The sequence below is a fragment of the Nocardia sp. NPDC056611 genome (assembly GCF_042792755.1).
Classification (GTDB): domain Bacteria; phylum Actinomycetota; class Actinomycetes; order Mycobacteriales; family Mycobacteriaceae; genus Nocardia.
Map to the genome: position 1 here is coordinate 189422 of NZ_JBHTVV010000006.1, position 23181 is coordinate 212602.

A 23181-nucleotide genomic window follows, 5' to 3' on the forward strand; every position below is an offset into this window, starting at 1 on the left:
TCGATGCTGGAACCGACGAAACCCGGCTTCACCGAGACGGTTTGGGAGTCCAAGCCGCCCGAAGAGCTGGCGCGCGAACTGGTGACGGGCGCCGGGGCGATCCCCGCCGCCGAAGCCGGACTCGCGTGGACTCGACTGAGCGCGGGTTTCGCCGCCGCCGCCGTGGAGTACGAGAGAATTCTCGTAATCCTCGACAGTGCTTGGGAATCCAAGCACAGCGGGCCCTTCATCGAACGCATCAAAGCCCTGCGTGACTGGATGGGGGCCTCCGCCTCCGCGGCTGCCGGTAATGCGGTGCAGGCCGAAACACACGCGGCCGCATACGAACTCGCGAAACTGACCATGCCCGACGTCGACGAGGTCGAGAAGCTCAAGGATCTGCAACAGCTGATGCAGCAGCTCGGTCTCGCGGGCGGGATGCCTCTACTGGGCGGGCTCGCCAAGACCGACATGGACGCCGACGCCGCCAAGGCGCAGGCGGCGCGGGTCATGCGGACCTACGAGGCGGCCACCGAATCGCTGGCCAAGCCGTGGGAGCACCAGGCTCCGCCGCAGGTCACCGCCGGACTGACGCCTGCCGAACAACCGGTCGCGCCGGTCGAGGCGGAAACGCCCGCGGTTCCGGCGCCGTCGATGCCGAACCTCAACCTCAGCTCGCTCAACCTGCCGCCCATGCCGCTGACGCAGGTGCGCGCCACCACCGTCGAAGCCAAGGAAACCACCACGCAACGCGTTGTGACGCAACCGGTTGCGGTGCAGCAGAGCGGGACCACCATGGCCCCTACCCCGATGGGGAACACGGGTCAGTCCAGCGATGAGGAGCACACGCCGCGGGCCGGGCTCGTCGGCGCGCCCACCAGCGACAACGAACTGGGCCTCACCTCCGGCATGCAGGTCGCGCCCGCCGTCCTCGGCGGCCTCGACCCGGCCGCCCAGCGCGCGCCCGCCGACATCGCGTTCAATGCGGGCAGTGGATCCGAAAAGGCGTCCAGCGCAGCAGAATCCGCCGGTAGTCAGGGGTCGGCCACATGACCACCCTCACCAACGACGGCCTCATCGCGCTAGCCGGCCACCTAGGTGTGCAGACCCTGCCGCTCGTCCTATCCGTCGGGCCGCGCCAGGAGACCTACCAGGACTGGCAGGACGCCCAGGAACAGGCCCGCGCCGACCTACGCGCCCGCCGCATCGTCGACGCCCACGGTGACGTCGACACCGACACCGCCACAACACTGTTCACCCTCGCTCAACCCGACCGCGAGCTAGCCATGCGGGTCCACACCGCCGACGGCCAACTACGCGTCTGCGTCGCCCGCCGCGCCGACAGTCACGCCGTCGCCATCCGCCGCGGCGACACCCTCGACCTACATCCCCTATGGTCCGACGGCTCCGGCGACTCCCTCGCCCGTCCCCTCCTCGACGCCCTCGGCCCCTGCCCGCCCGCCGATCTCGCCGCCTTCAGCGCCGAATCCGCCGACCTGGCCGAACGCCTCGACACCGCAACAACTTCCGAAGACTACGCGAGCACCGTCTATACCCTCGGCGTCCCCGACACCGACGCCACCGCCTACGGCCTCGCCCTCTCCGCCACCCACTCCTACGCCGAAATCGTGGCCTACGCCTACGCCGACGGCGTCACCGACCGATCGCCCGGAGCCGTCGCGGTCTACGACACCGCACGAGGCCGCATCGTGGCCGCACCGGGCGTCGCCCCGGACCAGCAACTCTGGTCCACGCTGACACCGGGCAGTGATCACCGTATCGCGCAGTCGATCTCGGCTCTGATCGACTCGCTGCCCGGGGGGAGGTGGCTGTCGTGAGTCACCCGTGACTTCGCAGCTGACGCCCCGAACCGGTGATGCCGCAGCGCATCGCCTATCCATTTCTGAAGAAAAGGCAAGGTACAGACGATGGTTGCAAACGAAGCGGAACTCGCGAAGGCCGCGCAGTCCCACATGGCCGACGTGGTCGCGTCGATCAAGGACGTGCTGAAGAAGATCACCGACCGGGTCGACTCGTCCAAGGGTCACTTCGCGGGTGAGGCGGCCGACGCGTTCAACTCTGCTGCGGTGGCGTGGGACGACGAGGCTCAGAAGCTGAACAAGGCGATGGACGAGTTCCAGGAGAAGGTCGGCTCCGGTACCGACGTCTTCCAGAACGTCGACATCACCAACAAGGACGACTTCGCGAAGGCTCTCACGAACCTCGGGTGACGGCCACAGGGCCTGAACGAATTCTCCGACTTCTCCAACTCTTGCAAAGGAAAAGAAATGCTTTACGACAAGGCTGGGATGACCACCCTCGTGGCGGATCTCCGTCAGTTCCACAGCGACCTGGTCGCGATTGCGGGTGACGGCACCTCCAAGATCGACACCTCCAGCGACCTCGGGCAGGCCGTCGAGCGGCTGAAGAAGGCTTGGTCGGACCCGAACAGCGGTGCCGAGAACGGTGCGCTGGAAGCCGTGGTTGCCGCGAAGAGCGACTGGGACAACGCCTACGCGGACAAGTGCCTGTCGACCCTGGACGCCGTCGCGCACGCGGTCGAAAGCGCCCTTTCGAATGCGCTCGCCGCGGACGCCAAGGTCGGCAACTCCTTCATGTAGCGAGACGCCGGTGCCACTTGCGAAAGCGCACCCTTCGCGAAGGAGGGTGCGCTTTCGTCGGTCGGCGCCCAGTACTCTACGTGTCCGTAACTCCGGGTTCGACGAAGGATTTGGTTAGTGCCAGCCCAATTGACCACCCGTGCCCAGGTCAATGGGTACCGATTTCTACTGCGCCGCCTCGACCACGCACTGATCCGCCGAGATGTCCGCATGCTGCACGACCCCATGCGGTCGCAGTTCCGATCGCTGATGGTCGGCACGGTCCTGGCCGTGCTCGTGGTCGCGGGCGCGGCAATCATGGCATTCATTCGTCCGCAAGGCTCCATCGGCGACGCCAACATCGTGATGGGCAAGGACAGTGGCGCACTGTATGTCGTTGTCCGGGACAAGGACGACAAGACCAAGATGACCCTGTACCCGACGCTGAATCTCGCGTCGGCGCGGTTGATCTCGGGTACCAGCGAGTCACCGAAATCGGTCAAGGACAGCAAGCTGAATTCGGTTCCGCGTGGACCGATCCTCGGAATTCCCGGTGTTCCGGCCGCCCTTCCCGGTACGGGACAGGGTGAGCGCTCCCAATGGACTCTGTGCGACAAGGTGCCGCTGTCGGCTTCCGGTGGCGCGGCTTCGTCCTCGGGGGCGGAAACGACTGTTATCTCTGGGAGTCTGGAGCTCAGCGACCGGGTGAAGGTAGCCGACAAGGGCTCGGCGGTCTGGGCGAACAAGGGTGGCAAGGACTACCTGATCTACGACGGCAAGATCGCGGAGTTCGATCGGGCCAAGGATTCGATCGCGCAAGCGCTCGGGGTGAGTGGCAAGCGGCCGCGCCCGGCGACGACCGATCTCATCGGTGCGGCGGTCAGGGTTCCGCCTCTGGTTCCTCCCACGGTTCCGCATGTCGGCGAGAACGGCCTCGGCAAGCTGAACGGCGTGCCGGTCGGCGGCATCATCAAGGTCGCTGCGCTGGATGGATCGGATCGAACCGATCTGTACATTGTGCTGGCGGACGGCGTGCAACGGATCTCCGCGTTCACCGCACAGGTGATTGGCTCCGACAACTCCCAGGGCATGAACGGCTTCAAGGCGATGACCCCGGACGTGCTCAACGGCATCCCGGTCGTCCATTCCTTGCCCGTCGACGACTTCCCCGAGTCCACTCCGAAGATCATTACCGCGGAAGACAACCCGGTCACCTGCATCACCTGGGCCAAGAAGAGTGGTCTCGGCAAGGAACAGCCGGATGCGACCGAGGGGCCCTCGGACCGGGCCACGGTTCAACTACTCGTCGGCACGCGTCTGCCATTGCCTGATTCACGGAAGCCGGTCGATCTCGCTACCAAGGACGGTTCTTCCGGTGACCGGGTGGACGCCGTCTACGTGCCGCCGACCACTGGTGAATTCGTGCGAACCACCGGCATCGAGCCGGGCAGTCAGCGCCGGGAGAGCCTGTTCTACATCGCCGACAACGGGATTCGATACGGCATTCCTGATCTCGCAACGGCTCAGACACTCGGACTGGGAAGTGCACCGCACCTGGCCCCGTGGGAGATCATCGGCCAGCTTGTCCCCGGCCCGACGCTGTCCAACAAGGACGCTCTGAAGAACTGGGACACGCTGCCGACTCAGTAAGGAGCAGGTCCGGTGGGTTGATCACCGGACCGGTGCTACTTGACTCGCTTGCGTAAGATCGGCAGAAGTTTGTCGAGTAGCACCTGCTCCGAATTGGCCGACCACTGCCGAATGGCGGCAACCGTAGTCGGATCGTCGACGACGATGACCGACGCCGTGGTCCCCGCTACCGAGGCCGGGAGATTGACCAATCCGCCACCGCCCGCGTCGGTATCACTCCTGACGGCGAGCAGGTATCCCGACGTCACCTGCGACAGCGCGGCGTACTGAGAGTCCGATCCCGATTTGATGGGCCGGGGATTCGGTTCATCTCCCTTGCTCAGGAAATTCGGGTTGTAGCTGAACCCGAGGTCTTCGAGGAACTTCGACTGAGCGCTGGGCTTCAGCTGAACATCCATCTCCGCCGAGTAGCCGCTCTTGCCCGAGATGTCCATTACAACAATGCTTTTCCCGTTGAAGGCGGGATTGTCGCTACGGGCCTCGGCCAACGCGCTTCGGTCACCGCTGGACGTCGAGTCGCTCATCGCCCAGATTCCTGAGCCTGCGGCCAGCGCGACGATCGTCGCGGCAACGCCTCCGGCAAGCCACAGACGTTTACGGGCATCCTGCTTCACAGACGTCGAGGCAGCGGATTCTGTCCGTGACGCTGTCGCCGGAACAGTGTTCCGGGCGTGTGGCACGGTCTGCATCGAGAGACCGGAAACCCCATACTCGAGCGCCGACTTCAGCGCGGCCGTGAACTCGTGGCAGGACTCGAAGCGATCTGCAGGATTCTTCGCCATGGCCACGGCGATCACATCGTCCACCGCAGCCGGCAGCGTGGGGTCGACGGCGGTGATACGCGGTGGTGGTTCGCTGAGGTGCCCCATCATCACCACGGCCGGTTGGGTGCCCGGATACGGATTCTGCCCTGTGACCAGACGAAAGAAGGAGCAAGCGAGACTGTAGATATCGGCACGGTGATCGAGCCGATCTCCACTCAATTGCTCCGGCGAGGCATAGGCGATCGTGGCTACGAAGCCACCCGCTTGAGTGAGCTCGCTGGCATCCTCGGTCGACTTCGCGACGCCGAAATCGGTCAGTAGCACACGTTCTTCGCCGCCGTCGCCCATCGACAGCAGGAAATTGGCGGGCTTCACATCCCGATGCAGCAGGCCTCGACGGTGTGCATGGTCGAGGCCCCGGCCGACCTCGGTCACGATGTGCAGTGCTCGCCACGGGGTTATCGACCGAGGGTCTCGTTCCGCGGCAGCGGCCGCGTCGATGCCATTGACGTACTGCATCGCGATCCAGAGCTGACCGTTGTCCTCGCCGCGGTTGTAGATTGCGACGATATTCGGATGATCCAGAGCCGCAGCGAGATTCGCTTCACGCTCGAACCGGGCCCGGTACTCCGCATCCTGGCTGTATTGCGGGCTCAATACCTTGAGCGCATCCCATCGCGGCAACTCGGGATGCCGAGCCAGGTAAACCGTGCCCATGCCCCCCGATCCGAGCTGACGCTCGATGCGGTAGCCGCGGATAATGGTGCCCGCTCCGATATTCATCCGGATTCCTCACATGAACTGGCTTTTGGCCAGCAAGGCGTACTGTGCTGCGGCGCGCTGCTGTACGTCGACCAATTGGGGACTGGCTACTCGGGCGACGTACCGGCCGTAGTGCAGAGCGCAGACGTAGACGGTGCTGGATGCCGGGAGGTCGAAGGCGTACCAAGCCTCCTCGAACTTGTCCTTGGGCTCGGCGCTGCACGAGATATCAGGGACGTTGGCCGACGCCTCGGCCGAGCCGCTCGCCGTTTGCTTGATTCCGGACCACAGCGTGGCGGCTGCTTGGGCATCCCGCGTACGGAACACCTGGCCACCCATAGTGGCGTTGGAGACACGGTCGACGCCGTTGTCGTCGAGCAGTCGTTTCCATGTGGCCTGGTCGTCGACATAGTGGAGATGGCCTCGGGGGGTGTGGGTAGCCTCGCTGACCGGATGAGGACGGAGGTACTCCTTGGGGTGGAGAGTTCTGCGCTGCATCTCGTCAGGGTCGTAGTCGAGACGGAGAATCTCGTGCGGCGACAGGGCCGGTGCCTTGTCGAGCAGCGGCAATTGCGCTGCGAAGACTTGCTGAGCCAGTGTCCGCAGCCCATCGAGATCGGGTTTGGGCTGTGCGACATAGACATTCACGGCGTACTGGCCATACGCCATCGTTGCGGCCATCGACGGAATGCCTGGGCGCCAGTGGGCCTTCGCGTCCGGCTGTTTGTCCAGGGTGATGTGGACGTTCTGATCGGCCGAGACCCCGAAGTCCGCGGCCTCCATCTGGTCGGCGGCCGCTCGAGCACGTTCTCGGTCGGGGAACTGCAAGACGGTCACATTGAACGCGGTGGCTTCCGGATCGCCCAGGGCGCCGTCGAATGGGTTGAAGTTACCGGATCGATCGCGTTGACGTGATTTGGGTAGTTCGCGAGTGCTTGCGGTTGTCGAGAAGCCGAACATCATTCCGTTGCTTTCCAGCACGGGACGGACAGCTCCCGCCAAGACCTGAGTAGCCTTCGCAGTGGCCAAGTTGTCCATGGACAGCGCTAGCACGTTGTGACCGAATTTCGGGTCGACGTCGGCGCCGACCACGACATTGTCGGCCAGTCGCCCCAAAGCTAGAGCCCGGGCGTCGAGTGCTGTGTGCTGATAGGAGAACCGCACGTCGAGCGGTTCGGTCGGGTAGTTGCCGACGGTGAGTTGCTCCAGGCTGATCTCGCCCGCGGCCGCAGCCCCTTTTACCGTGCTGGCGCACCCCGCGACCGAAGTGGCGGCCAGAAGAACCGCGAGGGCACCGATGATCGATCCGCCGGACGAACGGTGAGAACCGAGCTTCTTCACAAGTCCCCCTACTTGTTATTGGCCAGGATGGCGTACTGCGCGGAGATCCGCTGATACACATCCTGCTGTTGCTGTGACCACACCGTCGCTGCGTACCGTCCGTACGCGACGTAGCAATGGAAAGGGGCCGCGTGTTCGTCGGGTCCGTGGTACTTCACGCAATGTGCGTTCGGAAGCCCGGCCGGGGGGTCGATCCGCTGTTGATATCTCGAGGCCGACGCGCTGTCGAGGAATGCCTGAGCTGAATCGGAATCCTTGGCCCGAACCAGAAATCCCGCACCGTCACTGATGGAATCCACGCCGGTCTTGTCGAAGAGATCCCGGTACTTGGCCGGATTCTCGACGACGTGCAACATGCCGTGTCGGTCGAGGGTCCCGGTGAAGGCCGCCGAGGTCTGGTCTCCGGCCGGACGTGGCAGGGTGAGCCGGAGCATGCCATCTGGGTCCAGCGGAAGACTGGCGAGTTTGTCCGGCGGTGTCGGCTGGAACGTCTTCAACCGCGCGGTGGTCACATCGATTGCTTTGTCGGCCAATGCGAGAGGCGCGGGCTCGGGAGCCACTCCGAAACTGTGCTCGACGGATCGATTCTCGATCAGATCGAACATGGTGAAGATGACGAACTTCCCGGTGGGATACCAGGATGCGAGCCGCTGTTCCGTTGGAGCCCAGATGATCTGGGCAGCAGGATGTTGTGCCGATTGGATCGGATCGACCGCCGCGCCGTCCTGCGACAGCCAGAAGCCACGACGGACCAGTGCATTTGCGGCGTTGGCCGCGGCGGCGTCGCTATCGAAGATCATGACCGCATTGGTCAGCGTATAGCCCAGGAAGACATCGTCGGCGGGACGTGCACTCGTCGCGAATCCGACGACGAATCCGGCCGCGTCTTCGGCGAAGTGATCGACGTTCAGAATTCCGTCATATGTGTTCGGTTCGGTGAAGATGTGTATGTCGGACCCATTACGGCCAAGGGCTGGGTCGATCTCCGAACCTAGCGGCAGAATATTGCCGAGTCGGGCTCCTTCGAGGATGCGAGCCTGCTTGGCGGGGTCCGGCACAGTCGGGTCCTGCGGTTTCGTCGGGTAACTGCCCGTATCGAGCTTGCTGAGTTCAGCCGGTTTATCCTCGGCCGCATGTGATTCCGACCCGCACCCCGCGCTCACCAACACCGAAACCGCCAGCGCTGCCGCTGCTGCCGCGCGCATCCCGAGACGGGCCGACCGTAGTCGGCCATGGCCATGACGCATGTCGAAACATCCCCCCCGATACCGAATTGCCTGTTGTGCCCAGCTTCTGGTGTGCAGAAGTGTACTGGCTGGTCTAGATGTGAGGCGCGCCATGGGAATCCGCTGGGGGACATCTCACAGGCGCGCTTCGGAGGTCAGCGGCGGGCGGTGGCTCCTGTCAGGTAGTGCTGTTCGGCCGGGGTGGTGACCATCATGGCGGTGGTCATGGTGGCGGGGGTATGGACGGAGATGGTGTGGGGGGCGTCCGGGTGTTGGACGATCGTGACGTCGGCGTCGGGGTGGTAGTCGGGGGAGATGGCGTCGTGGACGGTGACTACCGTGGCGGAGCCGGGGGGTGCGGTGGCGGGGACGCCGTCGAAGACGATGACGGTGGCGGCGGGGGTGGGGAGGCGGCCGGAGACCGTGGTGCCTCGGGAGCTGTGGGTTACCGAGGAGGCCAGGGAGAGGGCGTGGGGGGCGGCGATATTGGTGACCATGCCCTGCCAGGCCCAGGGGCGGGCGGTGTGGACTACCGCGCCGGCGCCCAGGGCGATGGCTCGGATGATGACCTGCTGGGCCAGTTGGAGGCTGGCGATGATGTCGATGCGGCGGGAGCCGTCGCCGATGAGGGGGACAGCGATGCCGCTGCCGGTGGCGTCGGCGCCGATGAGCTGGCCGCAGCCGGCGGTGGGCATGGTGATGTCGGTGAGGACGTCGACCGGGCCGCGGTAGCCGGAGGGGCGGATCTCCTGAGTGCCGTAGGACAGGATGTCCATGAGGGCCCAGAGTTGGCGGCGGGGGAGTTCCTTCAGGCCCGCCACGGGGGGTTCGCCGTGCTCGTAGGGGGTGTCGTAGCGGACTCGGGCGTCCACCTCGACGATGGCGGCGGGCTGGCCGGGCTTGGCGCCGGGCTCGGGGACCGGCTGCAGGCGGACGGTGACGGTGGTGGCGAGGCTGCGGACCGCCCAGATCTTGGCCAGGCCGTCGGAATTGAACAGCTGCGGGTCGATCTGGTAGCTGGTCAGGTGAATCCCGTTGTGCTCCAAGTTGTCCGGGTGCTCGGTGAACTCGGCGACGGGGATGCCGCGGGTGAGTTCGCGCAGGGCGGTGGACATTTCGGAGGTGGTCAGGACCGAAGCCGTGATGCCGTGCCCGGCGAGGCGGTTCGCGACCCGGCGGGTGGCGACCAGGGCCGAACGGAGCGCGCCCTCGGGGCCGCCGCCGCGATTGTCGACCGCCTTGGCGTTGTCGAGCGGGTTCAGGCGCAACACCAGCCACATGGTGCGGTGCGCGATCGCGGGCAGCGGGCCCAGGATCTCGTCGTAGAGCCGGCCCAGCGGGGCGATGCTGGCCGCGTAGCCGGAGATCACCGCCTCGGGGCTGGCGGTGCGGGTGCCGGTGCTGATGACATCGACCGAATGCAGCTCGACATCGTATTGGCGCAGGCAGGCTGCGATCTCGTTGAGCGGCAGCAGCTGATCGGTGCTGAGCGAGCCGCGCCGCAGCAGGGTCAGGGTGTCCGGCGGCGGGTCGATGCGGAGCATGGTGGTCAGCAGGGTGCCGTCCCAGCGCAGGCCGCAGCTGCCGCCGTCGGGGAGCGGGACGTCGACCGCGGCGTTCTCGTCGAGATTCGCGCGGCGGGCCTGCTGCCAGCGGTAGGTCGCCCAACGGCCCAGCCGCAGGCCGATCGGGACGCCGCCGACCGGGATCAACAGGATCAGAGCGGGAATCAGACCGGCCGGGAGCGCACCCCACCACGGGGCCTTCAACGCCACCGCGATCAGGGAGAGCGCGACGCCCAACAGGGCGGCCGGAATCACCAGGCGCAGCGGCAGGTTCCGCAGCAGCCACACGTCGTCCGAACGTAGCTCGGAGGCAACGGTATTCGCGGCAGCCGTCGCGTCGGGCTGCGGCGCGCGACGCCTGCGAGACCGGGCCTCGGGCTCCGCGGTGGCCGAGCGGTCCGGCTGCGCTCCCGACGATTGCGGTGCAGCCGGTGCAGCCTGCGGGGCCTGCGGCTGTGGAGCCGGTGGCGGCACCGGCCGCGGTGGCGCCGCGACATTCGACGTGCGGTTCAGGAAGTCGTCGAACTCGCGCCCGAAACCGCTTCCCGCACTGGATGAGTGGCCGGGAGCACCCTGCGCTTGTCCGGGATGACCGTGCGTCTGGCCGGGATGACCGTGCGCCGGGCCAGGACTACCGTGCCCCTGGCCGGGATCACCGTATGCCTGGCCGGGACCGTACGGCTGCCCCGGATCGCCATACCCCTGGGGCGGACGGCCCTGCCGCTCGCTCCCACCATTTCCGCCCGGCTGATAGCCGCCCGCTCCCCGCGGAAAGTCGTTCACAGTTCAGTTGCCCCTCAGTCGGCGGCCGACGCCAGATTCAGCGAGGTGAGCAGGGTGCTCAACGCGGCCTTCATGTCGGGACCCTCGATGCGCATGAGCACCGATTCGTCCACGGCGCTCAGATCGATGGATTCGTCGTTGGCCAGCCGGAACTCACGTTCCTCCTCGGCCGCCTCGATCAGGTTGCGGATGAAGCGGCCGTTGCCGGCCACGTCGACTCCGCGGCGCGGTTGCCCGCTCTGATCGGTGCTCTCCATCGTGTAGAGCTTCTGACAGGTGGTGATCAGCGCCGCCAGCGCGTCCTCGGACAGGTCCGAATCTCGTTTGGACGCAACGACTTCGCCGATCGCACCGAGTTCCTCGGCGGTGTAGGACGGGAACTGGAGCCGCTTGGCGAAGCGGGACGCCAGACCATCGTTGGCGGCCAGGAAGCGGTCGATCTCGCCGTCGTATCCGGCGATGATCACCACCAGGCGGTCGCGGTCGTTCTCCATGCGGGCCAGCAGGGTGTCGACGGCCTCGCGCCCGAACGCGTCACCGCCCGAGAGCCCGGTCTGGATCAGGGTGTACGCCTCGTCGATGAACAGCACGCCGTCCATGGCGGTGTCGATCAGGGCGTCGGTCTTGATGGCGGTGGAACCCAGGTGCTGGCCGACGAAGTCGGAGCGCTTGGTCTCGACCACCTTGTCGGTCTTGAGAATGCCCAGGCCGCAATAGATCTTGGCGACCACGCGCGCGATGGTGGTCTTACCGGTACCGGGCGGACCGGTGAAAGCCAGGTGCTGGCCGCGCGCAGAGCTCGAAAGCCCCTTCTCCGCCCGGATCTTCGCCAGCTGCGCACTCGACTGCAGCTTGGCCACCTGGGTTTTCACCGCCGCCAGGCCGATCTGCTTGTCCAGCTCGGCGCGCGCCTGGGCCAGGATCTCCTTGGCCCGATCCTCATGCTCGGCGGCCTGCTTCTCCTCCAGCGAGGGCGCCGATGCCGGATCCCAGCGGTCGGTGCGGGCCTCGATCACCTCACGGGTGGTGAGGGTGATGCGGTAGGTGCGGTCGCGCATGGCCGCGGTGTTGGCGTCGAAATCCGGTGCCTGCGAATACACCTTCTCGAACAGCGCCTGCGCCTCCTCGGCCGCGCCGTTCTCGCGCAGGCACAGGCCGCGGCAGAACATGGCCGCGGTGCGGGCCGCCGGAATCGGGCCCGCCTCGGCGGCCTCCATGCGGCGGATCGCCTCACCGAACAGGCCCAGCTGCGCGCAGGCCGTGCCGACCATCACATGCGCGCCCGCGGCCAGATACGGGTCCTCCCAGCTGTCGGAGCCGTTGAGGACGGTCATCACGTCCGGCCAGCGCTGGGTGTTGTAGTGCAGGATGCCGCGCACGTATTTGGCGATCCGGCCGTCGATCTCGAAGTCCGGTTCCGAAGCCCGTGCCCGGCGGTGCTTCTCGAGTTCGTCGAGGACCTGCTCGGCCTCGTCGTACTGCTTCTCCGAGATCAGGTGCGCCGCCCACGCCAGGTGGGTCTCGGTGAAACTGGCCAGCGGATAGTCGATGTAGAGGCCCGGCAGAAAACGTCCAGCAAGCGTCCGCGGCGGCAGGCCCAACCGGCGCTGTTCCCGTCCCAGCGAGACGGTGCTGCACTTGTACAGGTTGCTCAGAACATCCGTGGTGACCTCACCGGCGGCGGCCCGGCCCAGCCAGGCGTCGGCCATGGTGGGGTCCCACTCGGTGGCGCGCTGGAACGCCAGTTTCGCGTAGTCGAGGTCCCGGTTCGATTCCTGGCCCTCGATGCTCAACCCCAAGGACAGCACTCCCGCATCGAAGGCGCGTTGGGCCTGGCGAGTGTCGATCATCCTAGTCGAACCCCGAATTCGTCGAACCTGGTTGGTCTTTCGTTCACTTTCCCCACCCACACCGCGCGAATCGCACGGCTGCGGACAGTCGGATACATTATGGTTAACCGCCCTGGGCGGGCAACTGTTGAGAGCTATAGGGGAGCAGTTCAGCAAGTGACAGCACAGTCGATCAGCGGCCCGCGGGCGGCTGAACCCGAATTGTGCCGAGTGTCCGTCATCGGGGGGAATACCCAGCTCGACGTCGGTCTGCCGGCCAACGTGCCGATCGCCGCGTTCATCGGTGATCTGGTGCGTCTCATCGAATCCCGCAATCCCGATCCGATCGGCGGCGATGAGGGTGGCACGCCACTCCAATCGCAGCATTGGACACTGGCCAAATTGGGCCGCGACATGATCGCGCCCAGTCAGACCCTCAATGACGCCGAGATCTACGACGGCGAATTGCTGGTGCTGCGCGCGGTTTCCGCCAAGGAAGCGCCCGCGCTGTTCGACGACGTGATCGACGCTGTGTCGAGACTCACCGCCGAGGAGTTCCGCAGCTGGTCGCCGAGCGCGGCCCGCTGGACCGGTCTGGTGGCCGGAGTGTCGGCGGTGCTGTTCGCGGTGCTGCTGGCGCTGCTGTCGCGGTCGGACGGCGACAAGTTCGTCGCACCGCCGCTGCTGCTGCTCGGCGCGATCGGGGCCCTCGTCGCCGGGGCGATCGCCATGCGCAAGTACGCCGACGAGCTGACCGCCACCGTGCTCACGCTGTGCATGCTGCTGCTCACCTTCGGTGGCGCGGCGCTGGCCGTGCCCGGTTCGCTGGGCAGTCCGCACCTGATGCTCGGCGCGGCCGCGACCCTGCTGCTCGCCGTGGTCGGCTACCGCATCATCGGGGCCGGCGCCGCGGTGGTGTCCGCGGTCGTGACCGTGGTGCTGCTGTCCGGACTCGGCGCCGCCGTGCGCATGATCTGGGACGCCGGAGTGCCGAAAGTGGCTGCGGGCGTACTGGTCGCGTCGATCGTCGTCCTGTCGATGGTGCCGCGACTGGCCGCCATGCTGGCCCGACTACCCGTGCCGCCGGTGCCCACCGCCGGCGCGGCCATCGACCCGGCCGACCACGAACCCCGCCCCACCATCGAGGGCATCGGCGCGATCGGCGCCACCGTGCTGCCGTCCGCACACGGACTCGGGCAGCGCGCCCGCACGGCCAATCAGTTCCAGACCGGCATCGTGGTCGGCAGCGCCATCGGCGCCGTCGCCGGTGCGCTGGGCACGGCCGATCCATTGAATTCCGGCCGCTGGCAGGGCATCGCGCTCGCCGTGGTCGTCTCGATCATCCTCTGCCTGCGCGGACGCTCGTTCGCCGATCTCACCCAGGCCGCCACCCTGATCGTCAGCGGCTGCGTCACCTTCATCGGGCTGGCGGTGCTGCTCGCGGTCGCCGACGACGGCATGCCGCTGCTCTCGGCCGGACTGCTGCTGGCCTTCGCGGTGGGCGCCATCGGATTCGGCGTGATCGGCCCGCACGTCGAGGTCACCCCAGTCACCCGGCGCTTCAACGAGATCTTCGAGTACGGCTTGATCTGCTCGATCGTCCCGTTGGTGCTGTGGATCATGGACGTCTACTCGACGGCCCGGAACATATGATCGCGCGTCCCGGAAACTGGGCGCGAACACTGTGTGCGGCAGCGATTCTCGGCGGTGCGCTGCTGGGGCCGCAGGCCCCGGTCGCGAATGCGGCTGTCAGCCGGCCCAATCCCGACCTGTCCCATCTGGGGGAGGCGCAGGGGCTGGCGGGTAAGCCCGCGCCGCCGGTGCCGACGCAGAAGAACGCCGTCTGCGTGGAACAGTCGCTCAAGGGCGACGCGCCGCGCGACGAACCCGTCGCGCAGAAGGTGCTCGACCTGCCCGCGGTGTGGCGGGCCAATCCCGGCCCGAACCGCAAGGGCGCGGGGCAGAAGGTCGCGGTCATCGACACCGGCGTCAACCGGCACCCCCGGCTGGCGAACCTCCAGGGCGGCGGCGATTACGTCGCCGACGGAGACGGCACCAGTGAGGACTGCGACGGCCACGGCACCTTGGTGGCGGGCATCATCGGCGCGCAGCCCGGCCCGGACGACGCCTTCGTCGGCGTCGCGCCGGACGCGGAGATCCTGTCCATCCGCCAGCTCAGCGACGCCTACAAGGCCAAGGACTCGGCGGGCGGGGACACGCCCGGCAGCATGAGCAAGTCCGGCTACGGCAATATGCAGACGCTGGCTGCGGCCGTGGTGCGCGCGGTGAACATGGGCGCCACCGTCATCAATATCTCCGAGGACGCCTGCACCGCCGCGGGCGGCGACACCGCCGACGCGGTGCTCGGCGACGCGGTGCGCTTCGCCTTCGAGCAGAACGTGGTCGTGGTGGTGGCCGCGGGCAACGTGGACCAGAACAGCGGCTGCGGAACCCAGAACGACACCTACACCGACAGCCGGACCAGCTGGAGCAAGGTCAAGACCATCGCCAGCCCGGCCTGGTTCGACAAGTACGTGCTCCCGGTCGCCTCGATCGACCCCAACGGCAGCCCGTCGAGCTTCTCGCTCTACGGCCCGTGGGTGGGGGTCGCGGCCATCGGCACCAATATCGTCTCGCTCGACAACAAGCCGGGCGGGACCGGACTGGTCAACGCCACCGGCCTCGACTCCGGCCAGAAGGCGCTCAACGGAACCAGTTTCGCCGCACCCTATGTGGCGGGCCTGGCGGCGTTGGTGCGGGCCAAGAACCCGGACTGGACCGCGCGGCAGGTCATGAACCAGATCATGCTGACCGCGCACCAGCCCGGCACCGGCCGCGACGATCGCATCGGCGCGGGTCTCATCGACCCCGTCGCCGCGCTCACCACCGTGTTCCCGGCGGACGTGCTCACCGCCGAGACGCCCGAGCTGCCGATCCACGCCGACGCCGACAAGTCCCACGCCTTCCCCAAGCCTGTGCAACCCGCCGGCCCGCCGCGCCTGCCGCGGCTGGTGGCCACCGTCGGCACCATCGTCTGCCTGTCCGCGCTGGGAATCGGTCTCGCCGTGTCGATTCCGTTCCGGCGCCGGCGCACCGACGACGAGCTGCCCGACCTCGACTAACGACGACCGGAGAACTACCCCATGGCTACCGAAGGTTTCGTGCGCCGCCCCCGCATCGCGCCACCGCGCGCGCCGGGCGGCGAAATGGCGCTGACGGCCCCGCCGGAGATTCCGCGTCCGGTGCCCGCGCCACTGATGAGCAAGCTGATGCCGGTCGTGATGATCGTCGCCATGATCGGCATGCTGGCCATGTTCGCCATGATGGGACGGTCCGTGCTGACCAACCCGTACATGATGATGATGCCGATGATGATGGTCATGTCCATGGGCGGCATGCTCATGGGCCAGCGCGGCAGCAACAAGAGCTCCGGCGAACTGAACGAGGAACGCAAGGATTACTTCCGCTACCTCGACCAGACCCGCCGCGAAGTCCGGCGCACCGGGCAGAAGCAGCTCGAGATGCTGATCTGGAGCCACCCCGAACCGGCCGACCTGCCCTCGATCGTGGGCTCGCGCCGCATGTGGGAGCGTCGGCCCGCCGACCCCGACTTCGGGCACGTGCGGGTCGGCATCGGCACCCACCGGCTCGCCGCCAAACTGGCGCGGCCGGAGACCGGACCGCTCGAGGACCTGGAGCCGGTGTCCACCGTGGCGTTGCGTCGTTTCGTGCGAACGCATTCCGTGGTGCACCACCTGCCGACCGCGGTGTCGCTGCGCGCCTTCCCCGCCATCAATGTGGAGGGCCCGGCCGAGGACGCGCGCGGGCTGGTGTGGTCGATGCTCATGGAGCTCACCGCGTTCCACGGACCCGACCACGTCGCCGTCGCCATCGTCACCGCCGAACCCGACTGCGAGGCCTGGGCGTGGGCGAAATGGCTGCCGCACGTTCAGCATTCGAGCGAACGCGACGGCATGGGCGCGTCGCGCATGATCTACGGCTCGCTCGGCGAGCTGGAGACCGCGCTCGCCGACGACCTGCTCGAGCGCGGCCGGTTCATGCGCAACCCGCAGCCCACCCAGGGGCGGCTGCACCTGGTCGTCATCATCGACGACGGATACGTCAGCGGCAGTGAACGTTTGATCAGCGAATCCGGTCTGGACGCGGTCACCGTCATCGACCTGAGCTCCGCCGAGAACAGCCTCGCCGCGCGACGCGGACTCCAGCTCGTCGCCACCGGCGGCGAGGTGTTCGCCAAGAGCGCGGCGGGCACCGAGAAGTTCGCCAACGCCGACACCGTGACATTGGCCGAGGTCGAGTCCTTCGCGCGGAGTCTGGCCCGCTTCCGGATCGCCACCGCGGCGCAGATCGTCAGCCTCGGCGACAACACCACCGCCAGCGACCCGGGCCTGATGAACCTGCTCAAGATCCCCGACGCCGCGCAGATCGACCCCGCCAAGGTGTGGCGGCCGCGCGCCGGGCGTGAGCGACTACGCGTGCCGATCGGCATCACCCCCGACGGGACGCCGGTCGAGATCGACATCAAGGAATCCGCCGAGAACGGCATGGGCCCGCACGGCCTGTGCATCGGCGCGACCGGCTCCGGCAAGTCGGAATTCCTTCGCACACTGATCCTTTCGATGGTCACCACGCACTCGCCCGACCAGCTCAACCTGATCCTGGTCGACTTCAAGGGTGGCGCGACCTTCCTCGGCATGGACCCGCTGCCGCACGTGGCGGCGGTCATCACCAACCTCGAGGAGGAGCTCGAGCTCGTCGACCGTATGCGCGACGCGCTCGCCGGTGAGATGAACCGGCGTCAGGAACTGCTGCGCTCGGCGGGCAACTTCGCCAATGTCGTGGAGTACGAGAAGGCGCGCGCGGCCGGGGTGCCGCTCGATCCGCTGCCCGCGCTGTTCGTGGTCATCGACGAGTTCTCCGAATTGCTCTCGCAGAAGCCGGATTTCGCGGACCTGTTCGTCATGATCGGCCGACTGGGCCGGTCGCTGCACGTGCACCTGCTGCTCGCCTCGCAGCGGCTCGAGGAGAACAAGATGCGGGGTCTGGACTCGCATCTGTCGTACCGCATCGGTCTGCGGACCTTCTCGGCCAACGAGTCCCGCGCGGTGCTGGGCATCACCGACGCCTACCATCTGCCCGGTATCCCGGGTTCCGGTTACCTCAAGAGCGACGCCTCGGATCCGTTGCGGTTCAACGCGACCTACGTGTCCGGGCCTTACGTCGCGCCCCGCTCGGCCCGCCAGGCCGCCGACGGCACCACCGTCGTCGAGGCGCCGCCGCGCGAATTCACCGCCGCCATGGTCGAGATCCTCGAGCAGCCCGAACCGGAGAACCCGTTCGATCCGCTCGACCTGCTGCCGCCCCCGCCGCCCTCCGGCGACGAGGGCCTGCCCGACAGCCTGCTGCAGACCGTGGTGAAACGCTTGACCGGCCACGGCCGTCCCGCCCACGAGGTGTGGCTGCCGCCGCTCGAGGATTCGCCGACCGTGGACATGCTGCTGCCGGATCCGGACTGGCGTTCGCCGGTCAACCGGCACGGGCAGCTGTGGATGCCGATCGGCATCATCGACAAGCCCTACGAGCAGCGCCGCGACGTGCTCACCATCAATCTCGCGGGCGCGCAGGGCAATGTGGCCGTCGTCGGCGGTCCGCAGTCCGGCAAGTCGACCACGCTGCGCACCATCATCATGTCCGCGGCGGCCACCCACACGCCCGAACAGGTGCAGTTCTACTGCCTCGACTTCGGTGGTGGCTCCATGGCCGGCCTGGTCGGGTTGCCGCACGTCGGTTCGGTCGCGGGCAAGCTCGACTCCGACCGGGTCCGGCGCACCATCGCCGAGCTCACCACCCTGCTGCGCGAACGCGAGGAGCGCTTCGCCGGGCTGGGCATCGAATCCATGGCCGAGTTCCGGCGGCGCAAGCACGCCGCGCAGAACGCGCCGCAGTCCGACGACCCGGTGCTGACCGACCGCTTCGGCGACGTGTTCCTGGTCATCGACAACTGGCAGGTCGTCCGCGAGGAATTCGACAGCCTGGAGCCGCTGGTCGGACAGCTTGCGGCACAGGGCCTTTCGTACGGCATTCACGTGATCCTGGGCGCCAACCGGTGGGGCGAGATCCGGGCCTCGGTCAAGGACATGATCGGTACCCGCATCGAACTGCGCCTGGGTGACCCCTCGGACTCCGAGATGGGCCGCCGGGTCGCGGTCAACGTGCCGCTCAACCGGCCCGGCCGCGGTCTCACCGCCGACCAGCTGCACATGCTCATCGCCATGCCGCGCCTGGATTCCGACACCAATGCCCAGAACCTGGCCGAGGGCGTGGCCGCCGCGCGCACCGAGATGCAGGCCATCTGGGGCGAGCGCCGCGCGCCCGAGGTGCGCACCCTGCCCGGCAGCGTGCCCCGCGAGCAGATCCTGGAACTGGCTCGCCGCCACGGGATTCAGCAGGGCCCGACCAAGGTGGTCATCGGCATCGGCGAATCCGAGCTGCAGCCGATCGTGCTGGACTTCGCCGCCGACCCGCACTTCATGGTGTTCTCCGAGGTCGAGTCCGGCAAGACCACGGTGCTGCGCAACATCATTCGCGGCATCGCCGAGAGCTCCGATGCCGACACCGCGCGCGTCATTCTCATCGACTACCGCCGCACCCTGCTCGGGGTCCTGGAGGGCGACCAGCTCGCCGGGTACTCCACGTCCTCGCAGACCTGCGGCGGCATGATCAAGGAAGTCGTCAACTACCTGTCCAAGCGCATCCCGGGCTCCGACATCACCCCGCAGCAGCTGCGTGACCGGGACTGGTGGACCGGACCCGAGATCTACGTGGTGGTCGACGACTACGACATGGTGGTGGCGGGCGGAAATCCGCTGGGCGCGTTGATCGAACTGCTCCCGCAGGCCCGCGACATCGGCCTGCACGTGGTCATCTCCCGCAATATGGGCGGCATCTCCCGCGCCCTCTACGACCAGGTGCTCGGGTCGATGAAGAACCTGTCCGTCCCCGCGCTGCTCATGAGCGGCTCCCGGGACGAGGGCAAGCTCATCGGCGATATCCGCCCCATGCGCCTGCCGCCCGGGCGCGGCATCCTCTGGTCCCGCTCCCGCGGCGACGAGATGATCCAGATCGCCGACCTGCCCGCGCTGTAGCTCAGGTGGTGGCCGCCGAGCCCGGCTCGGCGGTCACGCCCGGGTGCGGGCGGACGAAGGGGTGCTGGGTGAGGGTCCAGGTGGGGGCCGAGACGGGATCGATGGTGAAGCGGGTGGTTTCGCCGGCGGCCAGGGTGAGGGTCGGGCGGACCAGGTCGTGAGACCAGGCCGAGGTCGGGCGTTCGAACAAGGCCCGGGACGGGCCGGTCGCCTCGGGGCCCGCGATGCGCGCGAGGCGGAAGCCCGCGCGCCGGTAGTAGGCGTGCAGACCCTGATTGGTGGTCCAGGCGTCCAGGCGGACCCAGCCGCGGTGCTGGCGGCGGGCCAGGAGCGCGGCGTGCGCCAGCAGCGCCTCGCCGACGCGGATTCCGGCGAAGCGGAGATCGACGATCATGTAGTGGATGATCACGGCGTCGGCCAATTCGCCGGGGGACCAGAGGTTCTCGTCGGCGCGGTCGTTGACGGTGATGGTCCCGGCGGGTTCGCCGTCCACCTCCGCTATCCAGGTTTCACCGCGCCGGACCGCGTGGGCCACGGACCGGACGAAGGTCTCGATGGGGAGACCGCGTCCGGCCCGCGTCCACTGGTCACTGCCGCGCGCCGCCAGCCAACTGGTGCGCTGCAACCGGAACCTGGTGATGGTCCCCAGATCCGCGACGCGAGCCCGACGCAGGTGCGGTTTCATGGCGAACCGGGTAGCAGGGAATTACCGAAGGAATGGGAATTACCGGTCGGAAAGGGCGCACCCAGAGTTTTACGAATAATGTCCGTTCCTTCGTCATCGCCCAATTCGTATGCCAATCGGTTGCGGGCCGCAGTGGAACGATGACGGGTCACTCGAGTGACGCGATCATGATTGGCCCCGATGCGTAAATGATCGAGAAGAATGGTGCCTGGACCGATGCCCAATAAAGCCGCTTCCTCGGCCGTGGCGGGGCGGGAAACGACCGTGTCGCGGTGCGCCGTCTCGGCGTAACCGCGGTCGGCGAGGCGTCGCGTCGTCCCCTCGGGGATATCGTGCGGCGCGTCGATTCCGGTGGCCTCGGCCAGATCTCGCGGATAGAAGCTGACCTCCCATGACCACGGTTCGTTGTCCAGATACTGCATGATAGTTCGCGAAACCACCCATTCGTCGCGCGCCACGCCCAGCCAGTGCGCGACCTCCTGACTGGCCGGTTCCATTCTCGCGCTGAACTGTTTGGACGGCTCACGACCGGCGGCGCGCGCGATCTCCGAGAAGATGTCGTGCGCCGCACGCGGCCGATCAGGCCGAATGTGGTTGGTCACAACGGATTCCAGGACCTCCTGGCTGCGCACGATGGTGCCCCGGGAAGTCGCGGTATAGACCAAATTCTCGGCAACCAGGAGTTGAATCGCATTGCGAGCCGTCGTAATCGAGACCTGCATCTGATCGGCCAACTCATTGTGACTCGGTAGTCGATCGCCCGGTTCCCACTTGCCGGCGCGGATCTCCTCGCGGAGGAGGTCTGCGATCCGTTGGTATCTCGGACCGTCTGCCATCTCGCTCCTCGGTTGTTGCTTCAAGGGTTGGAAGTCTACTCCGGTAGTTCTACTGCCGTGTAAGGCTTGACAGGAGCATTCTGAGGTTTATTGTAATGAACGTCCTGAATGCGGTGTTGTTATACGTCGAACGCGAGGCAACGTGGCAGGTTCGGAGACATCAAACACGGTCGTTGTGGCATTGCCCGACGTGTCCTGTTCCTATGTGGACTTGGAGGCGCAGCCACTGGCTTCCGGCCTATTGCCGACCTCCGACCTACTCTTGCGCGCTTGTCGCGGTCACCGGGTCATCGGCGGACCCCTGCTGTGGTTCGCCCACGATCTCGCGGTACTGCACGAGCGGCGAGTGGTCGGGCGCGGTGGAGTCGGTCCGGAAACCGATCCGACCTCGATCATCGAAAACAAGCGTCGCCGAATCGAATTGGTCATGGCCATAGACGATTGGATCGTGCGCTCGGTGCCCCAGCATCGCCTGGGTGCGACCCTGCACACCGAAACAGTCGGATCGGTCATCGACCGGCTCGCGGACGCATCAGTGAGAGCGCATCACGCGTTGATGACCCTTGACGCCAATGATGAAATGCTGCACGGCGCTTGGCACCATTTAGCCGAATTGTCGGACGCCTACGACGATCTCGTGCGAGATGTTCTCGCCGGGCGTCGCCGGCTGCCGGCCTGGTAACAGCTGGACCGATGCGCGGTCCGGGCCCGAGGGTGGCCCGGACCGCCATCTTTGCGTTTCCGTTATACGGTTGGCACGATCATTGAGTTCGACCACAAGGGGAGTTGTGGACAAGCTACAAGTTCGTGCGATAGCCGCTGCGCTGGTGGCGATTACGGCACTGGCCACCGGGGGATGCGGGTCCGACCCGGCGCCCGCCGCCGCGACCGTCGACCTGGCCAAGCTCGACACCGGCAGTTATGCCACCAAACCCCAGCAACTGGTCCCCAAGGACCCGGCCCGCATGAGCCGCAATATGGAAGCCATGCGCCTCGCGGACGCTGTGCCGTTGCCGCAGCAGATCGATCCGGCGCTGACCCACAATCTGGGTGGGGTGCACGCCTTCATCGACGTGAAGGCCTTCGGCAGCAGTTCGCCTTTCGCGTCGTTCGACAACGACGCCTTCACCGCGAGCACCCCGGGACTGATCGCCGGATTCGGAACCGCGGCGGCCTCCAACGCCGACACCAAGAACCTCGGGTACACGCTGCGGCACTCCGTGATGATCTTCGAGAGCGACGCCGCCGCGACCGCCGCGGCCACCGCGCTGTCGGGAATGCGCTTCGACACCATCACCAATCCGGATCCGTTGCAGTCGACGGTGTATCCGAGCGCGCGCGTGGTGTGGATCCCGCAGTTCCAGGCGCTCTCGTCGTGGTACGCGACCGGCCGGTACGTGATCGGGGATGTGGTCAACCACCACGAGAACGTCGAGCTGAAGATCTCCGATCCGAACGTGATGCTCGCTCTGGCGGACAAGGCGATCGGCGTGACCGTGGAACGGCTGAAGGATTTCCGGCCGACTCCGGTGGACCAGCTCGCCAACCTGCCGCTCGATCCGCAGGGCATCCTCGCGTTGACGCTGATCCGTCCCGACGGCGATCAGACGGCCTTCGCGCTCCAAGGCACCCTGAGCCGGGACGCGGCGTTGCACCGGGAGGACGACCCGAACGAGGGACGCGCGCTGTTCGACAAGTTCGGCGTGGACTACATGGGATTCGGCGCCGGGCGGCTGGTCCGCACCCGTGACGCCGCCGCGGCCGAGGGGTTCGTCGGCGTGGAATCCGTTGGCCGCGTCTGGCATCGGATCGACTCCCCGCAGGGGCTGCCCAACGCCCGCTGCGTCAAGTACCAGGGACCGATCGCGTTCCAGTTCCCGTACCGCTGCATGGTCGCCTACGGGCGGTACGCGGCCGAGGCGTGGTCGCAGCAGCCGCAGGACGTGTATCAGCGGATCTCGGCGCAGTACGCCATTCTCGCCAACGACAAATAGG

Annotated in this window: 17 protein-coding genes; 10 read left to right on the forward strand and 7 right to left on the reverse strand. The window is 67.0% G+C overall.

Going from position 1 to position 23181, the window contains the following annotated elements:
- The first annotated feature begins 3 nt into the window (after positions 1-3).
- From ACFRAQ_RS28890 to eccB, 5 genes are all read left to right on the forward strand, one after another.
- Positions 4-1032 (forward strand): PPE domain-containing protein, encoded by a 1029-nt coding sequence (locus tag ACFRAQ_RS28890; RefSeq protein ID WP_379105186.1) that lies wholly within the window; start codon positions 4-6, stop codon positions 1030-1032.
- Entirely contained in the window at positions 1029-1817 is a 789-nt protein-coding gene (locus ACFRAQ_RS28895) for an ESX secretion-associated protein EspG (protein ID WP_379105189.1), read from the forward strand. The genes ACFRAQ_RS28890 and ACFRAQ_RS28895 overlap by 4 nt, the downstream gene beginning before the upstream one ends.
- 90 nt (positions 1818-1907) lie before the next feature.
- Positions 1908-2210, forward strand: a complete 303-nt coding sequence (locus ACFRAQ_RS28900; protein ID WP_357282343.1) for a WXG100 family type VII secretion target — start codon at positions 1908-1910, stop codon at positions 2208-2210.
- Between the two features lie 57 nt (positions 2211-2267).
- Positions 2268-2600: a hypothetical protein gene (locus ACFRAQ_RS28905; protein WP_379105192.1), complete on the forward strand. Its 333-nt coding sequence runs from the start codon at positions 2268-2270 to the stop codon at positions 2598-2600.
- Positions 2601-2717: 117 nt separating this feature from the next.
- Positions 2718-4229, forward strand: coding sequence for a type VII secretion protein EccB (gene eccB / locus ACFRAQ_RS28910; protein ID WP_379105194.1), 1512 nt, complete (start codon positions 2718-2720; stop codon positions 4227-4229).
- A gap of 35 nt (positions 4230-4264) precedes the next feature.
- Here eccB and ACFRAQ_RS28915 read toward each other — a convergent pair whose 3' ends face one another.
- The 5 genes from ACFRAQ_RS28915 to eccA form a co-directional block, all read right to left on the reverse strand.
- A complete protein-coding gene (locus ACFRAQ_RS28915; RefSeq protein ID WP_379105196.1) occupies positions 4265-5776 on the reverse strand; it encodes a serine/threonine-protein kinase in 1512 nt (503 codons plus the stop codon).
- A gap of 9 nt (positions 5777-5785) precedes the next feature.
- Positions 5786-7096 carry a hypothetical protein gene (locus tag ACFRAQ_RS28920; protein WP_379105198.1) on the reverse strand — a complete coding sequence of 437 codons (1311 nt, stop codon included), beginning with the start codon at positions 7094-7096 and terminating at the stop codon, positions 5786-5788.
- A gap of 8 nt (positions 7097-7104) precedes the next feature.
- A complete protein-coding gene (locus tag ACFRAQ_RS28925; protein ID WP_379105200.1) occupies positions 7105-8301 on the reverse strand; it encodes a hypothetical protein in 1197 nt (398 codons plus the stop codon).
- A 176-nt stretch (positions 8302-8477) separates the two neighbouring features.
- On the reverse strand, positions 8478-10175 hold the full coding sequence (eccE, locus tag ACFRAQ_RS28930; RefSeq protein WP_379105202.1) for a type VII secretion protein EccE: 1698 nt from the start codon (positions 10173-10175) through the stop codon (positions 8478-8480).
- A gap of 509 nt (positions 10176-10684) precedes the next feature.
- Positions 10685-12520 (reverse strand): type VII secretion AAA-ATPase EccA, encoded by a 1836-nt coding sequence (gene eccA / locus ACFRAQ_RS28935; protein ID WP_379105204.1) that lies wholly within the window; start codon positions 12518-12520, stop codon positions 10685-10687.
- A gap of 210 nt (positions 12521-12730) precedes the next feature.
- Here eccA and eccD point away from each other — a divergent pair, with 210 nt between their 5' ends.
- From eccD to eccCa, 3 genes are read left to right on the forward strand one after another with little or no spacing between them, the layout of a single operon-like run.
- Complete coding sequence (gene eccD, locus ACFRAQ_RS28940) at positions 12731-14152, forward strand: type VII secretion integral membrane protein EccD (protein ID WP_379105206.1); 1422 nt, start codon at positions 12731-12733, stop codon at positions 14150-14152.
- Positions 14113-15621 carry a type VII secretion-associated serine protease mycosin gene (gene mycP, locus ACFRAQ_RS28945; RefSeq protein ID WP_379105208.1) on the forward strand — a complete coding sequence of 503 codons (1509 nt, stop codon included), beginning with the start codon at positions 14113-14115 and terminating at the stop codon, positions 15619-15621. The genes eccD and mycP overlap by 40 nt, the downstream gene beginning before the upstream one ends.
- 21 nt (positions 15622-15642) lie before the next feature.
- Positions 15643-19665, forward strand: a complete 4023-nt coding sequence (gene eccCa, locus ACFRAQ_RS28950; RefSeq protein WP_379105210.1) for a type VII secretion protein EccCa — start codon at positions 15643-15645, stop codon at positions 19663-19665.
- Position 19666: 1 nt separating this feature from the next.
- Here the strand turns inward: eccCa and ACFRAQ_RS28955 are convergent, their stop codons facing one another.
- Both ACFRAQ_RS28955 and ACFRAQ_RS28960 read right to left on the reverse strand, forming a co-directional pair.
- Positions 19667-20350, reverse strand: a complete 684-nt coding sequence (locus tag ACFRAQ_RS28955) for a GNAT family N-acetyltransferase (RefSeq protein WP_379105212.1) — start codon at positions 20348-20350, stop codon at positions 19667-19669.
- The gene (locus ACFRAQ_RS28960; RefSeq protein ID WP_379105214.1) at positions 20347-21186 is read right to left on the reverse strand and encodes a GntR family transcriptional regulator; all 840 of its coding nucleotides are present in this window, start codon (positions 21184-21186) and stop codon (positions 20347-20349) included. Before ACFRAQ_RS28960 ends, ACFRAQ_RS28955 begins: the two co-directional genes overlap by 4 nt.
- 175 nt (positions 21187-21361) lie before the next feature.
- Between ACFRAQ_RS28960 and ACFRAQ_RS28965 the strand changes: the two genes are divergently transcribed.
- Complete coding sequence (locus tag ACFRAQ_RS28965; protein WP_357282322.1) at positions 21362-21868, forward strand: DUF4254 domain-containing protein; 507 nt, start codon at positions 21362-21364, stop codon at positions 21866-21868.
- 145 nt (positions 21869-22013) lie between these two features.
- Positions 22014-23180, forward strand: a complete 1167-nt coding sequence (locus tag ACFRAQ_RS28970) for a hypothetical protein (protein ID WP_379105216.1) — start codon at positions 22014-22016, stop codon at positions 23178-23180.
- The last annotated feature ends 1 nt before the right edge of the window (position 23181 follow it).

Coding starts and splice junctions, on each gene's coding strand:
- eccA (WP_379105204.1), bottom strand. CDS start 12,520: ATGATCGACACTCGCCAGGCCCAACGCGCCTTCGATGCGGGAGTGCTG.
- ACFRAQ_RS28925 (WP_379105200.1), bottom strand. CDS start 8,301: ATGCGCGCGGCAGCAGCGGCAGCGCTGGCGGTTTCGGTGTTGGTGAGC.
- ACFRAQ_RS28900 (WP_357282343.1), top strand. CDS start 1,908: ATGGTTGCAAACGAAGCGGAACTCGCGAAGGCCGCGCAGTCCCACATG.
- ACFRAQ_RS28895 (WP_379105189.1), top strand. CDS start 1,029: ATGACCACCCTCACCAACGACGGCCTCATCGCGCTAGCCGGCCACCTA.
- ACFRAQ_RS28915 (WP_379105196.1), bottom strand. CDS start 5,776: ATGAATATCGGAGCGGGCACCATTATCCGCGGCTACCGCATCGAGCGT.
- ACFRAQ_RS28960 (WP_379105214.1), bottom strand. CDS start 21,186: ATGGCAGACGGTCCGAGATACCAACGGATCGCAGACCTCCTCCGCGAG.
- ACFRAQ_RS28955 (WP_379105212.1), bottom strand. CDS start 20,350: ATGAAACCGCACCTGCGTCGGGCTCGCGTCGCGGATCTGGGGACCATC.
- ACFRAQ_RS28905 (WP_379105192.1), top strand. CDS start 2,268: ATGCTTTACGACAAGGCTGGGATGACCACCCTCGTGGCGGATCTCCGT.
- ACFRAQ_RS28890 (WP_379105186.1), top strand. CDS start 4: ATGCTGGAACCGACGAAACCCGGCTTCACCGAGACGGTTTGGGAGTCC.
- eccCa (WP_379105210.1), top strand. CDS start 15,643: ATGGCTACCGAAGGTTTCGTGCGCCGCCCCCGCATCGCGCCACCGCGC.